The organism is Nocardia sp. NPDC003726 (genome assembly GCF_053586955.1).
This window is the reverse complement of sequence record NZ_JBSFNF010000018.1, coordinates 49,244-69,337: the sequence shown is the minus strand read 5'-3', so window position 1 is coordinate 69,337 and position 20,094 is coordinate 49,244. Positions and strand designations below refer to the sequence as shown.

General features: G+C 69.1%; 23 protein-coding genes. 9 read left to right on the top strand and 14 right to left on the bottom strand.

Annotated elements, in window-relative coordinates; all coding sequences use genetic code 11:
* Positions 1-30: 30 nt before the first annotated feature.
* From ACWDMM_RS22895 to ACWDMM_RS22865, 7 genes are all read right to left on the bottom strand, one after another.
* The gene (locus ACWDMM_RS22895) at positions 31-957 is read right to left on the bottom strand and encodes an alpha/beta hydrolase (protein ID WP_195081508.1); all 927 of its coding nucleotides are present in this window, start codon (positions 955-957) and stop codon (positions 31-33) included.
* A gap of 187 nt (positions 958-1,144) precedes the next feature.
* Positions 1,145-1,822 carry a response regulator transcription factor gene (locus ACWDMM_RS22890; RefSeq protein ID WP_195081507.1) on the bottom strand — a complete coding sequence of 226 codons (678 nt, stop codon included), beginning with the start codon at positions 1,820-1,822 and terminating at the stop codon, positions 1,145-1,147.
* A complete protein-coding gene (locus ACWDMM_RS22885) occupies positions 1,819-3,033 on the bottom strand; it encodes a sensor histidine kinase (RefSeq protein ID WP_449939396.1) in 1,215 nt (404 codons plus the stop codon). Before ACWDMM_RS22885 ends, ACWDMM_RS22890 begins: the two co-directional genes overlap by 4 nt.
* A 159-nt stretch (positions 3,034-3,192) precedes the next feature.
* A complete protein-coding gene (locus ACWDMM_RS22880; protein ID WP_195081505.1) occupies positions 3,193-3,387 on the bottom strand; it encodes a hypothetical protein in 195 nt (64 codons plus the stop codon).
* A gap of 276 nt (positions 3,388-3,663) precedes the next feature.
* Positions 3,664-4,905 carry an oxygenase MpaB family protein gene (locus ACWDMM_RS22875; protein WP_357106100.1) on the bottom strand — a complete coding sequence of 414 codons (1,242 nt, stop codon included), beginning with the start codon at positions 4,903-4,905 and terminating at the stop codon, positions 3,664-3,666.
* Positions 4,906-5,332: 427 nt separating this feature from the next.
* Positions 5,333-5,533, bottom strand: coding sequence for a hypothetical protein (locus ACWDMM_RS22870; RefSeq protein ID WP_195081503.1), 201 nt, complete (start codon positions 5,531-5,533; stop codon positions 5,333-5,335).
* A 204-nt stretch (positions 5,534-5,737) separates the two neighbouring features.
* Entirely contained in the window at positions 5,738-6,286 is a 549-nt protein-coding gene (locus ACWDMM_RS22865) for a PadR family transcriptional regulator (RefSeq protein WP_195081502.1), read from the bottom strand.
* 46 nt (positions 6,287-6,332) lie between these two features.
* On the opposite strand from ACWDMM_RS22865, the gene ACWDMM_RS22860 reads away from it, so the two are divergent.
* From ACWDMM_RS22860 to ACWDMM_RS22850, 3 genes are all read left to right on the top strand, one after another.
* Positions 6,333-6,890, top strand: coding sequence for a peptide deformylase (locus ACWDMM_RS22860; RefSeq protein WP_357106097.1), 558 nt, complete (start codon positions 6,333-6,335; stop codon positions 6,888-6,890).
* A 258-nt stretch (positions 6,891-7,148) separates the two neighbouring features.
* Positions 7,149-7,796, top strand: coding sequence for a LysM peptidoglycan-binding domain-containing protein (locus tag ACWDMM_RS22855; RefSeq protein ID WP_195081500.1), 648 nt, complete (start codon positions 7,149-7,151; stop codon positions 7,794-7,796).
* 144 nt (positions 7,797-7,940) lie between these two features.
* The gene (locus ACWDMM_RS22850) at positions 7,941-8,123 is read left to right on the top strand and encodes a hypothetical protein (RefSeq protein ID WP_195081499.1); all 183 of its coding nucleotides are present in this window, start codon (positions 7,941-7,943) and stop codon (positions 8,121-8,123) included.
* A gap of 163 nt (positions 8,124-8,286) precedes the next feature.
* Here ACWDMM_RS22850 and ACWDMM_RS22845 read toward each other — a convergent pair whose 3' ends face one another.
* Positions 8,287-8,781 (bottom strand): hypothetical protein, encoded by a 495-nt coding sequence (locus ACWDMM_RS22845; protein WP_195081498.1) that lies wholly within the window; start codon positions 8,779-8,781, stop codon positions 8,287-8,289.
* An 835-nt stretch (positions 8,782-9,616) separates the two neighbouring features.
* Between ACWDMM_RS22845 and ACWDMM_RS22840 the strand changes: the two genes are divergently transcribed.
* Positions 9,617-10,174, top strand: coding sequence for a hypothetical protein (locus tag ACWDMM_RS22840; protein WP_195081497.1), 558 nt, complete (start codon positions 9,617-9,619; stop codon positions 10,172-10,174).
* Positions 10,175-10,198: 24 nt separating this feature from the next.
* Here the strand turns inward: ACWDMM_RS22840 and ACWDMM_RS22835 are convergent, their stop codons facing one another.
* From ACWDMM_RS22835 to ACWDMM_RS22825, 3 genes are all read right to left on the bottom strand, one after another.
* Positions 10,199-10,756: a TetR/AcrR family transcriptional regulator gene (locus ACWDMM_RS22835; RefSeq protein WP_195081496.1), complete on the bottom strand. Its 558-nt coding sequence runs from the start codon at positions 10,754-10,756 to the stop codon at positions 10,199-10,201.
* Between the two features lie 218 nt (positions 10,757-10,974).
* Positions 10,975-11,304, bottom strand: a complete 330-nt coding sequence (locus ACWDMM_RS22830) for a hypothetical protein (protein ID WP_195081495.1) — start codon at positions 11,302-11,304, stop codon at positions 10,975-10,977.
* Between the two features lie 106 nt (positions 11,305-11,410).
* Positions 11,411-11,887 carry an SRPBCC family protein gene (locus ACWDMM_RS22825; protein ID WP_195081494.1) on the bottom strand — a complete coding sequence of 159 codons (477 nt, stop codon included), beginning with the start codon at positions 11,885-11,887 and terminating at the stop codon, positions 11,411-11,413.
* A gap of 161 nt (positions 11,888-12,048) precedes the next feature.
* Here ACWDMM_RS22825 and fabG point away from each other — a divergent pair, with 161 nt between their 5' ends.
* From fabG to ACWDMM_RS22800, 5 genes are all read left to right on the top strand, one after another.
* On the top strand, positions 12,049-12,801 hold the full coding sequence (fabG, locus tag ACWDMM_RS22820) for a 3-oxoacyl-ACP reductase FabG (protein WP_195081493.1): 753 nt from the start codon (positions 12,049-12,051) through the stop codon (positions 12,799-12,801).
* Positions 12,802-12,856: 55 nt separating this feature from the next.
* Complete coding sequence (locus ACWDMM_RS22815) at positions 12,857-13,723, top strand: carbohydrate ABC transporter permease (RefSeq protein ID WP_195081492.1); 867 nt, start codon at positions 12,857-12,859, stop codon at positions 13,721-13,723.
* On the top strand, positions 13,713-14,534 hold the full coding sequence (locus ACWDMM_RS22810; protein ID WP_195081491.1) for a carbohydrate ABC transporter permease: 822 nt from the start codon (positions 13,713-13,715) through the stop codon (positions 14,532-14,534). The genes ACWDMM_RS22815 and ACWDMM_RS22810 overlap by 11 nt, the downstream gene beginning before the upstream one ends.
* Positions 14,531-15,805 carry an ABC transporter substrate-binding protein gene (locus ACWDMM_RS22805; RefSeq protein WP_449939386.1) on the top strand — a complete coding sequence of 425 codons (1,275 nt, stop codon included), beginning with the start codon at positions 14,531-14,533 and terminating at the stop codon, positions 15,803-15,805. The genes ACWDMM_RS22810 and ACWDMM_RS22805 overlap by 4 nt, the downstream gene beginning before the upstream one ends.
* A gap of 98 nt (positions 15,806-15,903) precedes the next feature.
* Positions 15,904-16,053 carry a hypothetical protein gene (locus tag ACWDMM_RS22800; RefSeq protein WP_195081489.1) on the top strand — a complete coding sequence of 50 codons (150 nt, stop codon included), beginning with the start codon at positions 15,904-15,906 and terminating at the stop codon, positions 16,051-16,053.
* A 167-nt stretch (positions 16,054-16,220) separates the two neighbouring features.
* On the opposite strand, the gene ACWDMM_RS22795 is transcribed toward ACWDMM_RS22800, so the two are convergent.
* The 3 genes from ACWDMM_RS22795 to aztD all read right to left on the bottom strand — a co-directional run bounded on the left by ACWDMM_RS22795 (position 16,221) and on the right by aztD (position 20,063).
* Positions 16,221-18,065 carry a hypothetical protein gene (locus ACWDMM_RS22795; protein ID WP_449939385.1) on the bottom strand — a complete coding sequence of 615 codons (1,845 nt, stop codon included), beginning with the start codon at positions 18,063-18,065 and terminating at the stop codon, positions 16,221-16,223.
* A gap of 59 nt (positions 18,066-18,124) precedes the next feature.
* Entirely contained in the window at positions 18,125-18,805 is a 681-nt protein-coding gene (locus ACWDMM_RS22790) for a hypothetical protein (RefSeq protein ID WP_357106071.1), read from the bottom strand.
* Positions 18,806-18,908: 103 nt separating this feature from the next.
* A complete protein-coding gene (gene aztD / locus ACWDMM_RS22785) occupies positions 18,909-20,063 on the bottom strand; it encodes a zinc metallochaperone AztD (RefSeq protein ID WP_449939383.1) in 1,155 nt (384 codons plus the stop codon).
* Positions 20,064-20,094: the final 31 nt, after the last annotated feature.

The following is a 20,094-nucleotide window of genomic DNA, read 5'->3' as shown; positions in this document are numbered from 1 at the left end:
GTGCTCTCCTCTCGACCGATCGCTCTGCGCCTACGCCGTTTTCGAGCCGGGCGCCGGAACCAGCGCGCGGCGGAGCACGGCGGCGAATTCGGCGCTCTGGCGCCGGGACACGTCGGCGGACCGGATCGCCTGCGATCCGTGGAACGTGCCGGGCCACTGGTGCAGCTCCACCGGCACGCCCGCTCGCAGCAGGCGCAGCGCGTACTCGATGTCCTCGTCGCGGTTCGGGCAGTACTCGGCGGTGGCGATGTAGGCGGGCGGCAGGCCGGACAGATCCGTGGCGCGCGCCGGTGCGGCATACGGCGTCGCGGGCGCGCCGGCCAGGTAGTGCTGCCACATCTGGGCCACTTTCGCCCGGGTCACGAAGGGGGTATCGGTGAAATTGCGCGCCGACCACGCCAGCTGACGATCGTCGAGGACGGGTTGGTTGAGCAGTTGGAAGCGGATCGGCGGCCCTTGCTCGTCCCGGGCCCGCAGCGCGACCGCGGTCGCGAGCCCAGCGCCCGCGCTGTGCCCGCCGATCGCGATCCGCGCCGGGTCGATGCCGAGTTCGGTCGCGTGCTCGGCGGTCCAGGCCAGCACGGCGTAGACGTCGTCGGGCGCGGCGGGGAACGGATGCTCGGGAGCCAGGCGGTAGCCGACCGAGATCACCGTCACGCCGGAGTCGTCCGCCAGCAGCGTGGCCCACGGATGTTCGGTGTCCAGGTCGCCCATGACGAAACCGCCGCCGTGCAGCCAGATGAGGGCGCCGCCCTCGGCCCTGGCCGGCCGGTATATCCGTATCGGCACCTCGGCATCGCCCGGCACCGTGCGGTTTTCGACCGACATGCCCGCGATGTCCGGCACCGGGATCGCGGCGGCCAACTCGGCGAGATGCTTCCGGGCGATGGCGGGGTCGCTCAGATCGGCAGGGGGGAAGAACGAGACAGCGGCCTCGAGTTCGGGATCCAGAATCATGCGTCGATGGTCGCGCCGTCCTGGCTCACTCGGCTTCCGGCGACAGGAGTCACCGTCTACGTGAACGCGCGTACGAGAACGCCGCTCGGCTGCGCCGGTCGTCGTAGTCGATCACGGAGGTCTACGGCATTGTGCGGCACCGGGATTCGCAGGATGCCGCGATCCCGTGGCGTCGCGGACCCGATCACTACGAGGAGAACCCCACCAGACCGGTCTGGTAGGCGATCACGACCAGCTGCGCGCGGTCGCGCGCACCCAGTTTCACCATCGCGCGGCTCACATGGGTGCGCGCGGTGGCGGGACTGAGGAACAACGCGGCGCCGATCTCGTCGTTGCTCATGCCCTCCCCCACCAGCGCCAGTACTTCGCGCTCGCGGTCGGTCAGCACGGCGAGCCGGTCCTCGGCGGACTTGGCCGCCCGCCGCCGCGCGGTGAACTGGCCGATGAGCCGCCGGGTGATCCGGGGCGCGAGCAGTGCGTCACCCGCGGCGATCACCCGGATGGCGTGCAAGAGTTCGGCCGGGCCCGCGTCCTTGAGCAAGAACCCGCTCGCCCCCGCCTGCAACGCGTCGAAGACGTTCTCGTCGGTGTCGTAGGTGGTGAGGATGAGCACCTTCACCCGCTCCATCCCGCCGGCCTCGGCGATCTGCGCGGTGGCGCGGATGCCGTCCAGCCGTGGCATGCGGATGTCCATCAGGACGACGTCGGGGCGGGTGGCGCGGGCGAGTTCGACGGCCTCGGCACCGGTGGTGGCCTCACCGACCACCGTGATGTCGTCTTCCAGGTCGAGCAGCACCTTGAAGCCGGAACGGACCAGGCGTTCGTCGTCGGCGAGCAGGACTTTGATCGGCGGTGTCGAGTTCACAAGCGCGTTCCGACCGGTGTCAGGGGCAGGCGGGCGGTGACCTCGAACCCGCCCTCCGGACGCGGTGTCGCGTCGAGTTCACCGCCGAGCAACCGGCAGCGTTCGCGCATCCCGGCGATGCCGCGTCCGGGTGTGCCCGCGCTGTCGGTCCGTGCCCCGGCGGCGTCGCGACGGCCCTCGTCGACCACACGGATCCGCACGGCGTCGATGCCGGGTTCGAGCGCCACCGTCACCCTGGTCGGGCCGACATGCCGGATCACGTTGGTGATCGATTCCTGCACGATGCGGTACGCGGCGCTGCCCACCGCGCTCGGCAGCGGCGTCACCGGGGCGGTCTGCTGGAAAGCGATGTCGAGCCCGGCTTCGCGGGCCTTGCCGACGAGTTCATCGATCTGGCCGAGCCCGGGGTACGGTTCGCGCTCGTCGCCGTCGCGGAGTACACCGAGGATCGCGCGCATCTCCCGCAGCGCCCGCGAGCTGGTCTGCTCGATGGTGCGCAAGGCTTCCCTGGCCTGTTCCGGTCGCTTGTCGAGCACGTGTGCGGTGACACCGGATTGCACGTTGATGATGGCGATCGCGTGGGCGACGGTGTCGTGCACTTCGCGGGCGATCCGCAGCCGTTCGGCGTCGACCCGCGCCCTGGCCTCCTCGTCGCGGGAGCGCTCGGCGAGTTCGGCGCGTTCCTGCGCGTCGGCGGCGATGACCCGGCGGGATCGGACGGATTCGCCGAGGATCGTGCTGATCACGGAGGCGCCGATCCGGAAGAACACCCACCCGATGGCCACGAGCGGCTCGACATCCGCCGCGGCGATCAACCAGCCGACGGACAGCACCGCGATGCCCGCGCCCGCGACCATCAGCGACCGCCGCCCGTCGCCGTAGGCGGCCAGGGTGTACAAGGCGACGAAGAGCCCGAGATATGAAAGCCGGTCGGGGAAGCCGAGACCGAAATAGATCAGGCTGGCCACCGCCGTGACCGCGAAGACCGCGACCGGCTGCCGGCGTCGCGCCGCGACGGCCAGACCGCTGGCGATCAGCAGCACATAGCCGAAACCCGTCACCGGCGTGTAGGCCGGTTCCAGCGGCACCGGTATCGCGGCGCTCTGCACCTGGATCACGGTGACGAACAGCGCCAGCAGGACATCGGGGAACCAGGCGGGCCGACGTGACAACCAGGCGGACAGCCGTCGTGACGCCGCCTGCTGACCCATGCCGTGAGCGTACGGCATTCGCGCGCTCCCGCGCCGCGCCCCGGATGCGCGAGCGGCTACGACAACCGACGCAGCCGATCGCCGTCGTCTACGCGAATGCGCGTAGGCAGCGACTCCGGCCGACCGCGGCCGGCGAGATCGACCTTCCCGGGAACCCGATCACCGCCACAGACCGCCGCAGGGCAGCTCCGGCAACTCGACGTGGACGTCGTCATCGATCGTGACGATCAGCTCCGGGTGGCTGTGCGCCAAGTCGGCGGCCACGCTCCTGGCCTGTTCCGCGCATGCCCGGTAGTCCAGGACCAACGCGCCGGATTCGATATGAATGTGTCGGATATGCTGCGGGTTCGTCATGCTGACCGCACTGTCCGTCCGGCCTGCTCCGCGCCACCCTTGGACATCGATCGCAAGGCGGTCGAGCCATGCGCCGGACCGGACATCCTATGGCTCACGTTGCGGAACTCCTCATAACTTAGAGTGGGAGGCGCTGTTCACTTCCCGATCGGCGGCCGTGGGACCGGCCCCTGCGGAGAGGTGTCACCCACCTCGGCAATGTACTACAAAGAATAACGAGTAACTTACCAGCTACTGCCGATGCACTCCAGAGGGAGCGCATCGGCGTCCGGCGACTCAGCGCGGCGGCTGGCTCATGTCTCGATTCATGGTCGGGATCTCGATGCTGATCGGCATCCGCAGTTCCGCCAGATACAGCAGCGCCGCCCTGCGGAGGAATTCGTCGAACAGCCAGTAGGCGTCCGGCGCGAGCGGCACCACGGGCAGCAGGCCTTCGCGCACGGCGATGAACGGCCCCCAGCTCACCCGCAGCAGCGGGTCCCAGACCGGCTCCCTGGCGATGGCAAGCCCGTCGGCGATCCGGTCGCCGAGCAGGAAGCGAGTGAAGGCGCCGAGCACCGGCTTGGTGAGGACGGTGAAGTCGAGGTTGGCCCCGAGCCGCAGCAGCCGGTCGGCCAGTTTGGCGCCCTCCGGGGTCGGCGCCAAGATCGGATCCAGCACCTGCGCGGCCTGCGAGTTCGCCTCCGCCCACGAGTTGGGTATGTACTCATCCTTGATGCCGAGCATGTGCGCGCCCACCTGCCAGGAATGCAGGAACGCCTCCGACTCGGCGGGCGGGATCGGCACCTGCCACGCGGTCAGATGCTTCATCACGGTGGTCGGCAGGCTGTGCCAGGTGACCATCATGTCGTTCTGACTGATCGGAATGTCCTCCTCGGCGGAGGACACCCAGTGCGGCGACTGCGGCAGCAGGTGACGCACGGCGGCATGGACCAGCCGGGTCTTCACACAGGTCACGACCATCTCGCCGTCGGGACCATAGGCATTCGCGGTCCCGATGTCGTAACCGAGTTTGGCGGTCTTCAAGATGCGGTCCTTCAGGTCGTGACCGCCCTTGGAGTAGTAGACCGCCCGCGCCTCCTTGGGAATGACCGTGCTCATCATGCCGCTGGCCAGCCCGTAGAGCACGCCGAGGTACAGCCCGCGCTTCTTGTTGAAATCGACGGCGGTGGCCAGCTTGCCGCGATCGGCCCACTGCGGCAGCTGACGCGCGTACTCCATGAAGTCGCGCAGATCCGCCGGCAACCCGTCCGGCAGAGGCTGACCGTTCGTGGTCCAGGTGCGCAACAACTCGTTGACCCTCGGCACTTCCCCCCGGTCGATCACGGAGGCGACCAACTGATCCGCCTCCGGATCCCAGACGGTGAGCGGGTCGGCTCCTTCGCCGTAGCCCGCCACCGAACCCTGCGGCGACCACGTCCACGGCTCCGCGCGTGCCGGGGTCACCATGGCCAGGGCGCCGAACGCGCCGAGCACCCCACCGGCCTTCAACGCGTCGCGCCTGCTGAATCCATCCATGTCTGCGCCACTCCTCATTGAGCCGAGCGCCGCCGTGATGATGCGACGAAAGGCCGGCGACACTCGTTCATCGCCGTCGCAGCGATAAGAACAGTCATTAACTTAGCAAGCAACACGGCCAGTTGTCCTTACTTTTCCGCAACTTCGCGGTACCGATCACACCACGGCGCGCAACCAGCCGGATCACCCAGTTCGCGTGCATGATCAGCATGTTCGATGCAGTCGGACGCAGGTCCAGCAAGCCGGCTCCGGGCTGATCTCCGACGAGACGGCAGGAAAACAGGGCCCATCGGTCGATCTTTTCTCTGCTAATTACTAGTCACATAGAAGCAGCAGCGCCCGCGCTGTCCCCCAGCGCGACCGAAGAGTTCCCGGCACAACGAAACGGGCCGGGCGGTTGTACCGCCCGGCCCGTGTTCGGTCGCGGTCAGCGACCGCTGTGGCTGTGCTGTCCGCCACGCACCTTCGCTTCGTTGGGCTGCGCTTCGGCGCCCTTGCGGCCGGCCTCGCTCGGATCGGCGGAGTGACGATCGCCGAAGCTGCCGGTGCTGGCCTGGCCGCCGCGACGCGCCTGTTCCTCGGTGTCGGAACGGTTGCCGAACTGGCCCGGGTTGTTCTGGTCTGCCATCACTTGCTCCTTTCGGTAGCGGATGAAACCGACTGTGGCTCTTCGCGCCACGTCTTGGTGCTACCCGGCCCGCAGCCGTCGAATCAGCCGCGGAGCTTCTTCACACGATCGAAAAGAACTGTCCGGTCACCGCTTACGCGAACACCTGTCGCCGACCGCTTCTCGCCGCACGAACATCGCCACGCGCGACCACGTGCGCCACCGTCAGGAGCGACGTGCGTCGAGCTTGTCTATATCGCCGAGAACCCGTTCGTGCCAGGCTATTTCGGCTTCCATCCGCATGGTGGCATGTTCCACGATGAGGTCGTCGGCCATGGTCTGGTCGGGCCAGCGGCGGTCGAGCTGATGCTCGATCCTGGAGCGTCGCGCCCGCAGTGCGGCGAGGCGGTCTTCGAGGTATCCGCGCAGCAGTTCGCGGTCGAGGTCGTCGCTGACCGCCAACGCGAGATCCACCGGGTCGGGCCGGATGTCGACTTCGGTGAAGGCTTCGTCACGCAGGGCGCGCAGTTCCCTGCGCCCTTCGGCGGTGATCTCGTAGACGGTGCGAGCGGGAAGCGCGCCGTCCTGCTCGGTGCGCAGCGGCCGGATCAATCCCTCGCCCGCCATCCGGTGCAGGGCGCCGTAGAGAGACCCCGGCTTGACCCGTGACCACAGGTCGGCACGGTCGAGGCGAGCATCGCGGCGCAGCTGATGTCCGTGCATCGGACCGCGTTTGGCGAGGGCGGCGAGGACGAACAACCGGGTCTCGTTCACCGATCTAGTCTGACACGACTACTCGCATTTGAGTACCCTGCCGGTTATGGCTGTTCGACCGATCCTCATCGCGGGCGATCCGCGACTGACCACGCCCGCGGTCCCCGTCACCGTTTTCGACGACGACCTCGCCGCCTTCATCGACGACCTGTTCGACACCAACACCGCGGCCAACGGCGCGGGCTTGGCCGCGAACCAAGTAGGAGACCCACGAGCGGTGTTCGTCTACGACCTCGTCGACGGGGGCCGGCGGCACCGCGGGCACGTGATCAATCCGGTCCTGCGGACATCCCCGATCCCGGAGACGATGCCGAACCCCGACGACGACGTGGAGGGATGCCTGTCGGTACCGGGCGAGTGGTACCCCACCGGGCGAGCGCACCGGGCCGAGGTCACCGGCGTCGACGTGACCGGTCGCTCCGTCACCGTAGAGGCCACCGGCTACCTCGCCCGCTGCCTTCAGCACGAAACCGATCATCTCGGCGGCCTGCTCTATCTCGAACGCCTCATCGGACGCAACAAGCGAGCCGCCCGCCGCATGATCAAGGACCGGCAATGGACCCGCCCAGGTCACAGCTGGCTCCCCGGCACGGACACGCCGTGATCCGCCGTCCGAGCCCCGCACCGGCTGAGCGACCCGGCCCGCGTATCCGCGCGAGCATCCGGGTACCCGGCACGCCGCCCGGCGCAGCGGAAGGGAGAGCCGCCGAAAACGAGTAGTCGTCTACGCACGATCCCGCCGCCGAACGCGACGAGCATTCGGTAGCGCGACAACCGTTCGTGGACGGCAGGCGCGCGGTGGAAACAATCGGAATCGAGGTACACGCCGCCGGCCGTCGGCACTTCCAGAAAGGCCGAAGAGATGAAGAAGTACGAAGTACAACCCGGCGACACCCTTTCCGCGATCGCGCACCGGGAATACGGAGACAGCAGCCTGTTCCCGGCGATCGCACGCCAGAACCATCTCGCCGATCCCAATGCGATCGACGTGGGACAGCAACTCCTGATCCCCTACATCACGCGGCGGCATCTCGTCACCACCACCGACTCGACCGCGGCGCGCAAGCAGATCACCCAGCGCTACTACGGAACCGAGGACACCGGCACCCAGCTCATCTGGGAAGTCGTCAACGGTGTGGCGCAACGGGCGATCCAGCGCGGCGCGTGGTTGCACATGCCGGAGCTGGCCGATGTCGGTCACCACACGGTGGTCGAAGGCGAAAGCCTCGCGATCCTCGCCGAGCGCTGGTACGGCGACGCGCACCTCGCCCTGATGATCGAACGGGCCAACCACCTGCCCGAGGGCGCCGAACCGGATCCAGGGCACGTGCTCATCGTGCCCGGCCTGAACCGCCGTCACGCCATCGCGGGCGACACGCTGCGCACGCTGTGCGAGGACGTGTACGGCCCCGGGGACCTGGACACCAGAGTGGGAGTCGTCGCAGCGGCGAATCACATCACCAACCCCGACGCGCTGTTCTCCAACCAGGTGATCCACTTCCCGTCGTGACCTCGCCCGCCGTTGGTGCGTCGCGCGAGCACTTGTCCCCACCACCTCATAAGCGGATGATCTGAGCAGAGTCACCCCGGACTCGGATCGTCGTCGCCGGGTCGGGTTCCGGATCGCCCAATCGCTCAGCCAAGGAACATCACGATGATCACCAAAGCCACGCAAGCGATCGCCGCCACCGCTCTCACGCTGACCATCGGCGCCCTCTTCGCCCCGGCGGCCTCGGCCGCACCGGCGTCACCCGCGCCGACGACGAACGCCCTCGGGTCGGTCGCGGTCTGCCTCAACATTCCGCTGGGTCCGGTAAGCGTCAGCTTCTGCGTCTGAGGTCGCCATACGCGGGACCGGCCTCCGCGCGCCGGTCCCGAGAAGTCGGACGGCCACGGTTCGACAACCGGCCGCTACTGCCCGGCGGCCTACCGTGCCCCCTGACGTGGGTACACGTCCGGCACGGCGACGTGACGATCAGCCGAGCGGGCACGCGAGCAGATCACCCGGCGGGCACGAGGTCGACGCCGTAGCCGGGGTGTGTCCGCGCTGTCATCGCGGTCCGGAACACCTCGATGGGGCCGGCCGTATGGGTGGCGAGCCCCGCGGCTCGTAGCGCGCACGTCTTGAACGCCCGGCCGGCCGAGCTGACGCGGTGTTGCACCGTGCCGACCCGACGGTCGAGTTCGGCGGGAAGATCCTCTCCCCACATCGTCACCTCGGTGAGCCCGCGGTCGAGACAGTCGAGCACGCCGTCCCGGACCCTGCCGTCGGACCGATACGCTTCGGCGGCGACGGCGACCGCCTGCGGCCAGGTCTCCCGCACCGGCGCGGCCGAGAACTGCTCGAGGTCGAGCACCGCGGCCCCCAGGATGCGCAGCGGGCGGGTATCCGCGCGCTCGGCCACGAGCACGGTGACCTCCCAGCCCGCGACGGTTCGATCGAACAGCCACCCGCCGGTCCAGCGCACGACGTCCGCGATATCGGGGGCGACCACCGCCAGGCGGTACCGATGTGGGCACCGGCGAGCCTGGGCTCGCCATTGCGTGAAGGAGCGCGATGCTGGGGCGCCTCGGTCAACGTAATCGACGGATCGTACAGCCATGGTTCCCATCCCGGTAGCACCAACGAAAGTACCGACAGGTCCGGCCGCGGACACCGACTGCGATGGGGTACCAGCCATCGCGCCGGCCAGAGCGATCAGCGAGTCGCGCCGCCGTCGGGCGGCCGCGTGCCGAACCAGCGAAGGATCCGGTGAGCGGAGACGGCGGGTGGAAGTGGGTCGCCGCGCCCTCGCCGGAAGGTTCTGCCGCACACACACTAAGGCGGACGCGGATTCGATGACGCCGCTTCGAACGAGTCGAATTGTGACCTGCATCACCATCTGGCAACCAACTGGCCAAACTGGTCGATTCACCTACCGATCCGGACACCCCCACCGTCCGACATCACCTTCCTCGCCGCGAGACAAGGGGGACACAAACGGCCGCGCACCATCGGCACCGCGCGAAACCTGACCGCGTTACGTCGGAAGAATTGCCCAATGGCCCGATACACCAGCCAATTTCGAACCTTGCATCCTGATCCACCGCTCTGCGGGCAGCCAGATCGGCCATGAGACACGACGCGCCGACGGCTTGACGACATCGCGCGAATGGTTCAGACTGATCACCTACCGGACAACACTATCCGGATCATGCACAGGTCCGGCATACAGTCATGAGCTATCTGCCAGCAATAGCCTGTCGGCAGTGCGCGACGCGACGATTCCACCGGCGACCGAGGGGGCGGCATGGGCAAGTCGGCGTCTCGGCGACGATCCCAGGAGAGGTATGCGAACGTCTACGAGCCGGGCCGATCCGGACGACCCGCTCACCGCGACCGCCTTCGATCTACGCGCGGGCGCCATCGTCCTCGCCGAGTTCCGCACTCCCCCGGTCGATCCGTTCAGCATCCGGCATCGCCTGGCCGGCCTCATCCCCCCTGGCGCGCCGGTCGGCCCGCTGCCCCGGCACCTGCGCCGGCTCGCCGTCCTGCTGCGCTGCTGCATCGACCACATGGCGATCGCCGCCGAGATCGCCCAGATCCACGACTTGATCGGGCTGGCCGACGAACTCGTCGAACTGGTGGACATCATCGGTGACTCCGCCGCACATACCGCCGAAGGCATTGCCGCCGTGCACGATCCGGCACAACGACACGCACACGCCGCCGCGGTGAAATCGCATACCAGCGGCGCCGACGCCACGGTACACCGGTTGCTCGCTCGCTGGTCGGCGGAAACCGGAATAGATTTCGCGCAGCGCGAATTCGGCAATGGACTTCTGCACGTGATCCGTTCGCTCGAGCGCGTCGCCGACGCACTGGCGTCGATCGATCGCGCGGCGTGAAACGCGACAGGCCCGTCCGCGCCGTCAGTCGTGCAGCGCGCGGTCGAGCAACGCCCATGCCTGCCGGGCGGTCTCCTTCTTCGACTGCGCGTCGGTCTTCGACAGCACGGCCGCCAGCATCGCCAACGCCAGCACCACGTCCGTGGTGGTGATGTCGGCACTCACCGTGCCGCGCTGGCGCGGATCCTCCAGCTTCTCCCCGATGAGGGTGATCAGCCTGCGCGCCACCTCGAACAGGCGCATGTCGTCGGTGTTCGTGGGATGGATCATCGCGATGAACGCCGCCGAGGTGGTGATCTGATCGACCATGATCGCCAGCAGATCGTCGACGGTCACCGCGGAATCGGCCGCCAGCGCCTCGATGCCATCGATGTTCTCCTCGAACACCGCGAGCGCGATGCTCTCGCGCGTCGGGAAGTGCCGGTAGAGCACGCCCTGCCCCACCCCGGCGGCCCGCGCGATGGAGCTGAACGGCGCGTCGAACCCGCTGTCGGCGAAGACCTCTCGCGCCGCTTGGATCAAGGCCGCTCGATTGCCGGCCGCCGCCTTCGGCCCCCTGTTCCCACGGCGTGGCGAGGTCATTGGGGCAAGGTTACCGGACTGTCGCCGACCGGCCCGCAGGCGGCGGACAGCCTGCTGAACGGCGGCATGGTTCGAGCAGCTGGTCCGCGACATGATGACCGCTCAGGGGCAGGAAGCCGGTCTCATCGGCTTGCTGCTGTCCCGAGGGGCCGCACCGCGCTGAGGTGTACCGGGCGGCGATGTGTCCTGTCGCCGGGTCACCCGCGCGGCCGTGCCTCTCAGCCCTGAACCACCACGTCGTGCGTGCTCGCGCCCCCGTTCGGGCACCACACCGACACCCGGTGCGGGCCGGGGGCGACGTTGTCGACGAAGAGATTGCCGGAAGGCGCGACTTCGAGGCTGACGGTCTCGGGCGTGCCGAAATAGGGATCCACTCGGCACCACTCCGGGCGATCCCCGCCTTGGGGCGTCACGCTGACCACGATCCACTTCTTGCCCGCCACGACGTCCACCACCGGCTGCGCGGCGGCGATGCCAGCGGTGGCCGCCGAGATGACCGATGCCGCCACGAACGAAGTGGCACAGAGCAGAATCCTCGAAGCCTTCATAGCGTCCTCCCTGCGGAATGGGCAGGACCGCGCGGCGGTCCGGCGTGCGTGTTCCGAGACCACGATATTCGGCGACCGTCCCGGTTCCTGCCCACCGCTGGCGGGACTACTGCCGCGGCGAAACCGCTTGCCGCTCGGCCAGTTCGGCGAGCCGGTCGAGGGAGGCCGACAGTTTGTCCGCGGTGGTCGCGCGTGCGCGGACCTGACGCTTCTCGTCGGTGAGCGACGTCCAGTCGTAGGTGTGGGTGACCCGGGTGCGGCCTTCGGCCGCCGGCTCCAGCTCCCAGCGCCAGAGGTGACCGGGCGGCTGTTTTCCCGGTTCCGACGGACGCCACGCGATACGGCTGCCCTCGGTGAACTCCACCACGTGATTGTCGCGCACGGCCCCGTTGGTCAAGGTGGTGCTGAACACCGCTCCGGCTTCCCGCACCCGCTGCCCCGCCGCTGCCTCGGCCAAGTTGTCGTTGCCGTCCCAGCGCGGCTGCTCGGCGGGGTCGGCGATGAGCTCGAAGATCTCCGCCTGACCCGCGTTGATCTCACGGCTGGCGCTGACGATACGGGGAACCTCGTTCTGATCGGTCACGTGCCGATCGAAGCATCCGGGTCGAGAGCAGGGCAAGCCTTCCGCTCGAGGTCTGCGCTGATTCCCCGGCGGCGATTCGGCGACCTGTCCGCCCCCGGCCATGCGGGGCGGTGCGGTATGACTGATCCGATCCGACATCCGATCGACGAAGGGACGCGCTCATGGGCGAGCGAGTTGCAGTAGTGTCCGGCGCCGCGCGAGGGATCGGCGCGGCCATCGCCAAGCGTTTGGCGGCGGACGGGCTTCGGGTCGGGGTTCTCGACCTCGACGCGGCCGCCTGCGCCGACACGGTCGGCGCGATCACCGAGGCGGGCGGGCGGGCCGTCGCGCTCGGCGCCGACGTGTCGGACGAGGAGTCGGTCGCCGCCGCCGTCGCGCAGTTGGAGAGCGAACTGGGCGCCCCGACCGTCGTGGTCAACAACGCCGGCATCCTGCGCGACAACTTGCTGTTCAAGATGAGCGTCGACGACTGGGACGCGGTGCTGAACGTGCATCTGCGCGGCGCCTTCCTGCTCACCCGCGCGGTGCAGAAGCACATGGTCGAACAGAAGTGGGGACGGATCGTCAACATGTCCAGCACCTCGGCGCTGGGCAATCGCGGCCAGGTGAACTATTCGGCGGCGAAGGCCGGTTTGCAGGGCTTCACCAAGACGCTGGCGTTCGAGCTGGGCAAGTTCGGCGTCACGGCCAACGCCATCGCGCCCGGCTTCATCGTCACCGACATGACCGCCGCCACCGCCGAGCGCGTCGGCGTCTCCTTCGAGGATTTCCAGAAGGCCGCCGCCGCGCAGATCCCGGTGCAGCGCGTCGGCACGCCGGAGGACATCGCGCACACCGCCTCGTTCCTGGTGAGCGAGGGCGCCGGTTTCGTTTCCGGCCAGGTGATCTACGTGGCGGGCGGTCCGACCAACTGACCACCGGCCCCCGCCCGCCGTGCCGGGGCGGGCGAGGGCGGTAACGTCGCAGCACATGAACCGGCGTGGGGCTCGTCGCGGCGTGACGAGCTATGTTCTCTTGCTGCCGAGCCTGATCGGCGTCGGCGCGTTCCTCGTGCTGCCGATTCTGGTGGTGGCCTGGCTCAGTCTGCACAGCTGGAACCTGTTGGGACCGATGGAGTTCGTCGGGCTGCGCAACTGGCGGTCGGTGCTCGGCGATGCCGCCTTCGGCCACGCCATGCTGGTGACGCTGGCGTTGACCGCGATCGTGGTGCCCGCGCAGACGGTGCTGGGTTTCGCGGTCGCGGCGTTGCTGGCCCGGCGGCGCGGCGCGACGAGCCTGCGGGTCATGTACGCGTTGCCGTGGATGTGCGCGCCGGTGGCGGTCGGCGTGGTCTGGCAGTGGATGTTCGCTCCCACCGGCGGCGCCGTGAACGCCGCGCTCGGCAGGCGCGTCGAATGGCTGTCGGACCCGGCGCTGGCGCTGCCGTCGGTGGCCGCGGTGAGCGTGTGGGCGAACTTCGGATACGTGGCGCTGTTCTTCGTGGCCGGGATCCGCGCGATTCCGAGCGAGATCCTCGACGCCGGAGCGCTGGACGGCGCCACGGGCTGGCGACGGATCCGCTGGCTGATCCTGCCGCTGCTGCGCCCGACGATGTTCTTCGTACTGGTCACCGGTGTGCTGACCGCGTTCCAGACCTTCGACACCGTGTACGCGCTGACCAGAGGCGGACCGGGCGACCGCACCGATGTGCTCGCGATGCGGATCTTCACCGAAGCGTTCGACGCCGCGCGTCCCGGTCGCGCCGCCGTCATGGCGCTCGTGGTGTTCGCGGTGATGTTCGCGATCACCGTGGCGCAGCACCGCTACTTCCGGGATCGGACCACGTATGAGATCTGATCGGCTGCGTTCGGCGGCGGCCTACGCGGTGCTCTCGGCCGGAGCGCTGCTGACCGTGGCGCCCCTGCTGCTCAGCGCGCTCACCGCCGTGAAGACACCCGGGCAGTTCGCCACCGGGTCACCGCTGGCCCTCCCCCATCCGGTCACCGCGGACAATTTCCGGACCGTGCTCGACTACGGGTTCGGGCGTGCGGTGCTGGTGACCGCGCTGATGACGGTGTTCGTCACCGGGGGGCAATTGGTCACGTCGGTGCTGGCGGCGTACGCCTTCGCGCGCACCGAATTCCCGGGCCGCGACGCGCTGTTCTGGGTGTATCTGGGCACCATGATGGTGCCGCCGATGGTGACCCTGATCCCGCTGTATCTGATGTTCGCGCGGCTGGAGTTGCTGAACACGTTCTGGGCGCTGGTGCTGCCTTTCGTGTTCGGATCGCCGTACGCGATCTTCCTGCTGCGCCAGTACTTTCGCGCGATTCCGCAGGAGCTGATCGGCGCGGCGCGCCTGGACGGCGCGAACACCCTCGACATCATCGTGCACGTCATGGTGCCGATGAGCAGGCCGGTGCTGGCGACCTTGACGCTCATCACGATCGTCTCGCAGTGGAACAACTTCATGTGGCCGCTGGTCGCCGGCAGCGGGCGCTCGTGGCAAGTGCTGACGGTGGCGACGGCGAATCTGCAGACCCGCTACAACGCGCAGTGGACCCTGGTGATGGCGGCCACGACGCTGGCCATCGCGCCGCTGGTGGTGCTGTTCGTGATCTGCCAGCGGCAGGTGCTGCGCTCGATCGCGTGGACGGGAGTCAAATGAGGACCTCGACCCGCGTGGCGCTCGCCCTCGCGCTCGCTTCGGCGCTGCTGGTCGCGGCGGCCCTGTGGCTCGGCCGCGACGTCGACGGGTCCGGCCGCACCGTGGTGGGTTTGCGGATCTGGGACGAGAGTCTCGTGCCCGCCTACCGCGCCTCGCTCGCGGAGTTCGAACGGGCGAATCCGGACGTCGCGGTGCGGATCACGGTGGTGCCGTGGTCGTCCTACCAGCAGAAATTGCGCTTGGACGTGGCCGGTGGCACCGCCGACGATCTGTTCTTGACCAATCTGTACGAGGACTACGCCGACGCGGGCCGGTTGCTCGACATCGGGGCGACGCTGGGTCCCGATGCCGCGACAGCGTGGGACCCCTCGGCGGTCGCGCAGTACACCCGCGCCGGGAAGCTGTGGGCCGTCCCGCAATTCGTCGATGCAGGCACCGCGGTGTACTACAACCGCGCCCTGCTCGCTGCCGCGCACATCGATCCCACCGAGCTGAACACGGCGCGGTGGAGTCCGAGTGGCGAGGACACCTTGCGCCCGTTGCTGCGCGGGCTGGCGGCGGTCGCGCCGTACGCGTACAACGCCGGTCACGACTTCCAGTCCATCGAGCTGCCGTATCTGGGCTCGAACGGAGCCCGCTTCCAGAACGACGACGGTCACTTCGTCTTCGACAGCCCGCAGGGCGTCACCGCGTTCAACTATGTGGTGCGGTTGATCGCCGATGGGCTCGCGCCATCGCCCGCGGACACCAACGCCAATCCCGATTTCGCGAAAAATGCCTTCCTACAAGGAAAACTGGCGCTGTTGCAGTCCGGGACGTTCACTCTCGCGCAGATCGCAGCACAGGCCCGCTTCGAATGGGGCGTCGCTCTGCTGCCCGCGGGCCCGGCGGGGCGGGTGAGCACGAACAACGCGATCGGCGTCGCCGGTAACGCGGCCACCCGGCATCCGGAGGCGGTGCGCCGGGTGCTGGCCTGGCTCGGCAGCGGCGCGGGCAATCGCCACCTGGCCGAGGGCGGCGCCACCATCCCGGCGGTTGTCTCCGAACAGCAGCGCTACCGCGATTACTGGGCCGGGAAGGGAGTGGACGTCTCCCCGTTCTTCGACGTCCTGCGCGGCCCGCGGATCTCATCCGGTGGCGGCCCCGGCTTTTCGGCCGCGCTGCGCGCCGTCGACCCGATCCTCGCCGAGATGTATCTGGGCCGGATTCCGGTGCCGGAGGCGCTGTCGCGCGCCCGCGCCGCGGCCGAGACCGTCGTCGCGTTGAACTGAGCGAGCGCTCACGCGCCGACCGCGGCGGCCAGCCGGAGCAGCTGCCGCAGCGGACTGATCCGCTCGATCTCCATCCGCTGATCGGCGTCGAAGATGTCGTGAGCCCCGGCGCCGGACCGTGGGTGCCGGTCTGCGGCAGGGTGAGCGCGCTGAAGGGCCAGCCGGAGCCGAAGACGATGTGCTCGCGCGCGGTGACGGCGAGCACGCTCGCCATCGCGGCGGCCGATCCGCTCAGCGCGGTGTCGTAGTAGAAGTTCGCGATCTGACGCTGCGTGTCGAGGCGACGCGGCGAACCGCGCCGAGGCGGCTTCGACTCGGCTCCGCACGGGACCGCTTCGGAATCAGGCGGATCGGTCCGCAAGCCGATCGGTCAGCCCGAACGAATCGACCCACGGGCTTGCCGGGGGGCGGCGGCTCAGTTGTCGTACGACGCGACGCCGACCGGTCCGACGCCGACGCACAGGTCGAGCCCCGGGGTACCGGCGGAGATCCGCAGTGCCGACCCACTACCTATGAGTCGCACGAACACCGTGTTCAGCCCCTTCCGCACCGGCGCCGACACTGGTTCGCCGTGTTCCATGGCGACGCTCACCACCCCGTCACGACCGGCCACGTAGTTGAGTTGCGCGGTCCACTTGTTCGCGAGCATGGGGCCGTCGAGGCGCAGGAGCGTCGACCGGGTTCCGTCGACGCGGTAGCCGCAGCCGGGCTCCGGTCCGGGCAGGATGGACCGGTTCCACCAGACGGCCGCGTCGACGATCGCACCGTCGTCGGTGATCATGCGCAGGTGCGGTGTCGAAGCCGCGAACGTGCCGGGGGCGGCTACGGAGGCCAGCACGCTGCTGGTCAGATTCTGGGGATAGGCCATCGGATTCAAGACGTTCCACGGCACTTCCTGCTCGAGCAGGGGCGCGCCGTCCCACGCGCGCAGCGCCGACCTCACGTTCGTGATGTACGTCTCGGACGGGCCTGCCCGCCAGGATCGCACGAACGTCCAGGTGGACCAGAGGCTGCTCACGACGAACACCGCCGTCACCACCACCGCGAGCGGCCGGACCGGAAGCGCCATGCGCGGCCGCCCGCGGGACGGCCGGGGACGAGCCCGCAGCATGAGCGCGCCCGCGGCCGCCGCGACCACCGCCAGGTCGGCGAAGTAGCGCAGCGACTGCATCACCTCCGCCGCGGTGTTCGGCCCGCCACGAGCCAGCGCCACGGCCAGCTGCGCGATCACGACGTAGGCCGCCGCCGTCAGCCACACCGCTGCGATCCGCTGCCGGGCGCGCATGGTCAGCGCCACCGCCGCGGCGAGCGCCAGCCAAGCCGCGACCACCGCCCAGCCCGGGGGATCGGCCCACGGCGTCGACGGCAGCCACCGCTCCCACACCCACGGCCCGCCGGACAGCGCGGGCACGATCCCCAGCGAAGCGGCGGTGGGCAGCAGGTCGCGCAACTCGTTCCAATCGTCGGGCAGACCCGGGCCGTCGACCACCGCGAGGTACGCGATGGACCAGAAGCCGAGCACGGCGGCCGATCCGATCCACAGCGCCGCACCCCGCCGCGCCACCGCGCCGATCGGGGCCGCGTCGCCGTCGACGTGGCGGGCCAGCGCGGCGGCGGCGAAGGCGACGAACGGCACGACCGCCGATTTCTCGAAGAACAGCAGCGCCACCACCAGCACCGCGATCCCCGACACCGCGTACCGGCGACGACCGGTGCGCACGAGCAGCACCGCGTCCCCGATCACCCACGCGAGGGCGAATTGCAGCGGCAGTGCGTTCAAGGCGGCGGCCCACCAGGCGAACGCCGGGATGGTCAACGGGCACAACAGGTAGAACACCAGCGGAATCAGGATGGGCAGGCGCGGGCCCGCCAACAGCAGCAGCATGCGGACCACGGCGGCCGACGCCGCGAGCTGCATGATCAGCAGCGCCACCACCGGACCGGCCCAGACCAGCGGCGCCACCGCGTTCACCGCCCACGCCGTGACGAAGGCCAGCGGCATGAAATGCCCGTCGTGGTCGTACAGCAGCAGATCGGTGGACCACGGTCCGTAGCGGGCCGCCCGGCCGACCAGTATGAAATCGTCCCAGTAGAAGAACCCGCTGCCTGCCACCCAGCAGCGGATCGCCAGCTGCACCACGACCAGGCACCCGGCCGCGAGGACCACCGGCCGCAGCTGCGCGATCCTGGAGAACCGGCCCCACGCCGACGCCGGGGAGACGCGCGCGGACCCTGGCGGCGCGAGCACAGCGGTGTCCATGCCATCCCACCGTAGCGGCGGTCGGGCCGCGGATTCACGCCTCGGCGACTACGAGGCGTTCACGTGCCGTTCCGCCAATAGGACAGCTCGCCCGACGGCACGACCTCCTCCACGTCCAGTTCCGCATCGTCGCGCAATGCCTCGATCAGCGCGGCGCTGCCCGCTACGCCGGTCCAGGGCACATCGATCTCGGTCGCCACGAACCAGGCCCGGTCGGCGGGCCAGATGAGATTCGGGCTGTTGATCGTCCGCGACCAGCCCGGAACCAGGTCCGCGGCCCCCCACTGTCCTGCCTCGTCGAGCGGCCCACGGAACAGCAGATAGTCCCGGGCGGGAATGCGCACCCGCGGCCCATCGATCACTTCTGGCGGGAAGGCCGGTCCGACGGTGGGCGCGGAGGCGAGATCCGCTTCCCCGTCCACGCGGAACGCCACCGCGACCGACGAGCCGCCGTAGATATCGCCGAAGCCCTCCCAGAGCCCGAAATAGCACTCCTCCGGCGTCGCGGTGTGCCCGGCGAGGATGCCGCACAGTCGCCGCAGCGTCTCGACGTCGAGGTCGCCCTCGTAGTTGAGCAGGATGCCGGGATCGGACGAATCCTCCTCGGGCGCGATCGGATGGAACAGCCGGGCATACCTGGCGAATCCACTCGGTCCGATCGAACACAGTTGCGTCCACGGATCGTCGCCCTTGGTGAACCACTCGGCCTTCGAAACGTCCGGCTCGTGTCGCAGCGGCATCGTGTCAACCTAACCCGTCGCGACGCGATTCCTCGCACGAATATCGTCGGCGTTCGCGTGGCAGCGCCTGCGAACGCCGGCCGAGGTCCGGCTGGGCGCGCACTCAGTGCCCGGCCACGCCGCTCACTTCGTTCGGCGTGTCCGGCAGCGTGACGCTCGCCGTCTTCGCTCCGGTGTTCAGGTCCACGCGGTGCAGCTGCTTCGCGCCGGGGTCGGAGACGTAGGCGATGTCGCCGCGGACGAACAGCGCGGGTCGCGGCTTCTGCCATTCCAGCGGCTCTTGCCAGGAACCAGTGACGGGGATGGTCCGCACGACGGCCCCCGCGACGGGATCGATGACGTGAATGCGGCCGTCGGTGCCCAGCACCAGGGCTTCGCCGCGCGGGCCGCGAGCCAGCGAGCGGAAGGTGTAGCTGGTACCCAGATCGACCAGGCGCAACGTGCCGGTGACCGTGTCGATCAGCGAAACCCGCTGCGGGCGTTCCAGTTCGGCGTCCCTGTCCTGCTTGTAGTCACCGAGGACGACCGGCGACTCTGCGCTGCCCGCCTGGTTGCCGATGCGGCCGTACTCGGTCGGGCTGGTGACTTTTCTGATCACGCCGTCGCGGTAGACGAGCACACCGTTCTCGCAGCCGATCACCACGGCCTCGCCCGCGGCGGTCGCCTCGCCGTGCACACCGGGGCAGTCCTCGTTGCGCGCCTTCTCGGCGCGGTCGCGGTCGAGCACCACGATGCCGGTCCGCTTCTCCTCGGTGCCGAGCGTGACGACGAGTTCGCCGTTGGCGAGTTCGATCGCGACGCCGTGGTGCGGGGCGGCCGCGCGATAGGTCGCGGTCTCGGGCGCGCCATCGGCGAGATCGGCCGAGTCGAACGCGACGACTTCGCCGGTGCCGTCGCTGAACAGCACGGTCCGTCCGGCGTGCCGGACCACGTGCCCTGGATGCGGGCCGGGGAACTGGACATCGGTGAATTTCGCCGCGCGAGCGTCGAAGACGCGGAAACCCGCGTTCGTCGAGACGATCAGGTGGCGGTCGTCGCCGGCGGGATTGAGCCGGTTGAAGCCGTCCAGTTCGACCGTGCCCGCGAGTTCGAGGGTGGCGCCGTCCAGTACGTGGATGCCGCCGTCGTAGGTGATCGCCACGGGATCGGCGATTCGCGGGGCGTCGCGTTCGGCGGTAGTGCCGGCCCCGCAACCGGCGAGCACCAAGGTCAGCAGACCGATCAGGGCGGTCGATTTCGTGGTTGACCGAACGGGCATGAGCTACTCCGTCTTTCGTTCTGGTGTTCGG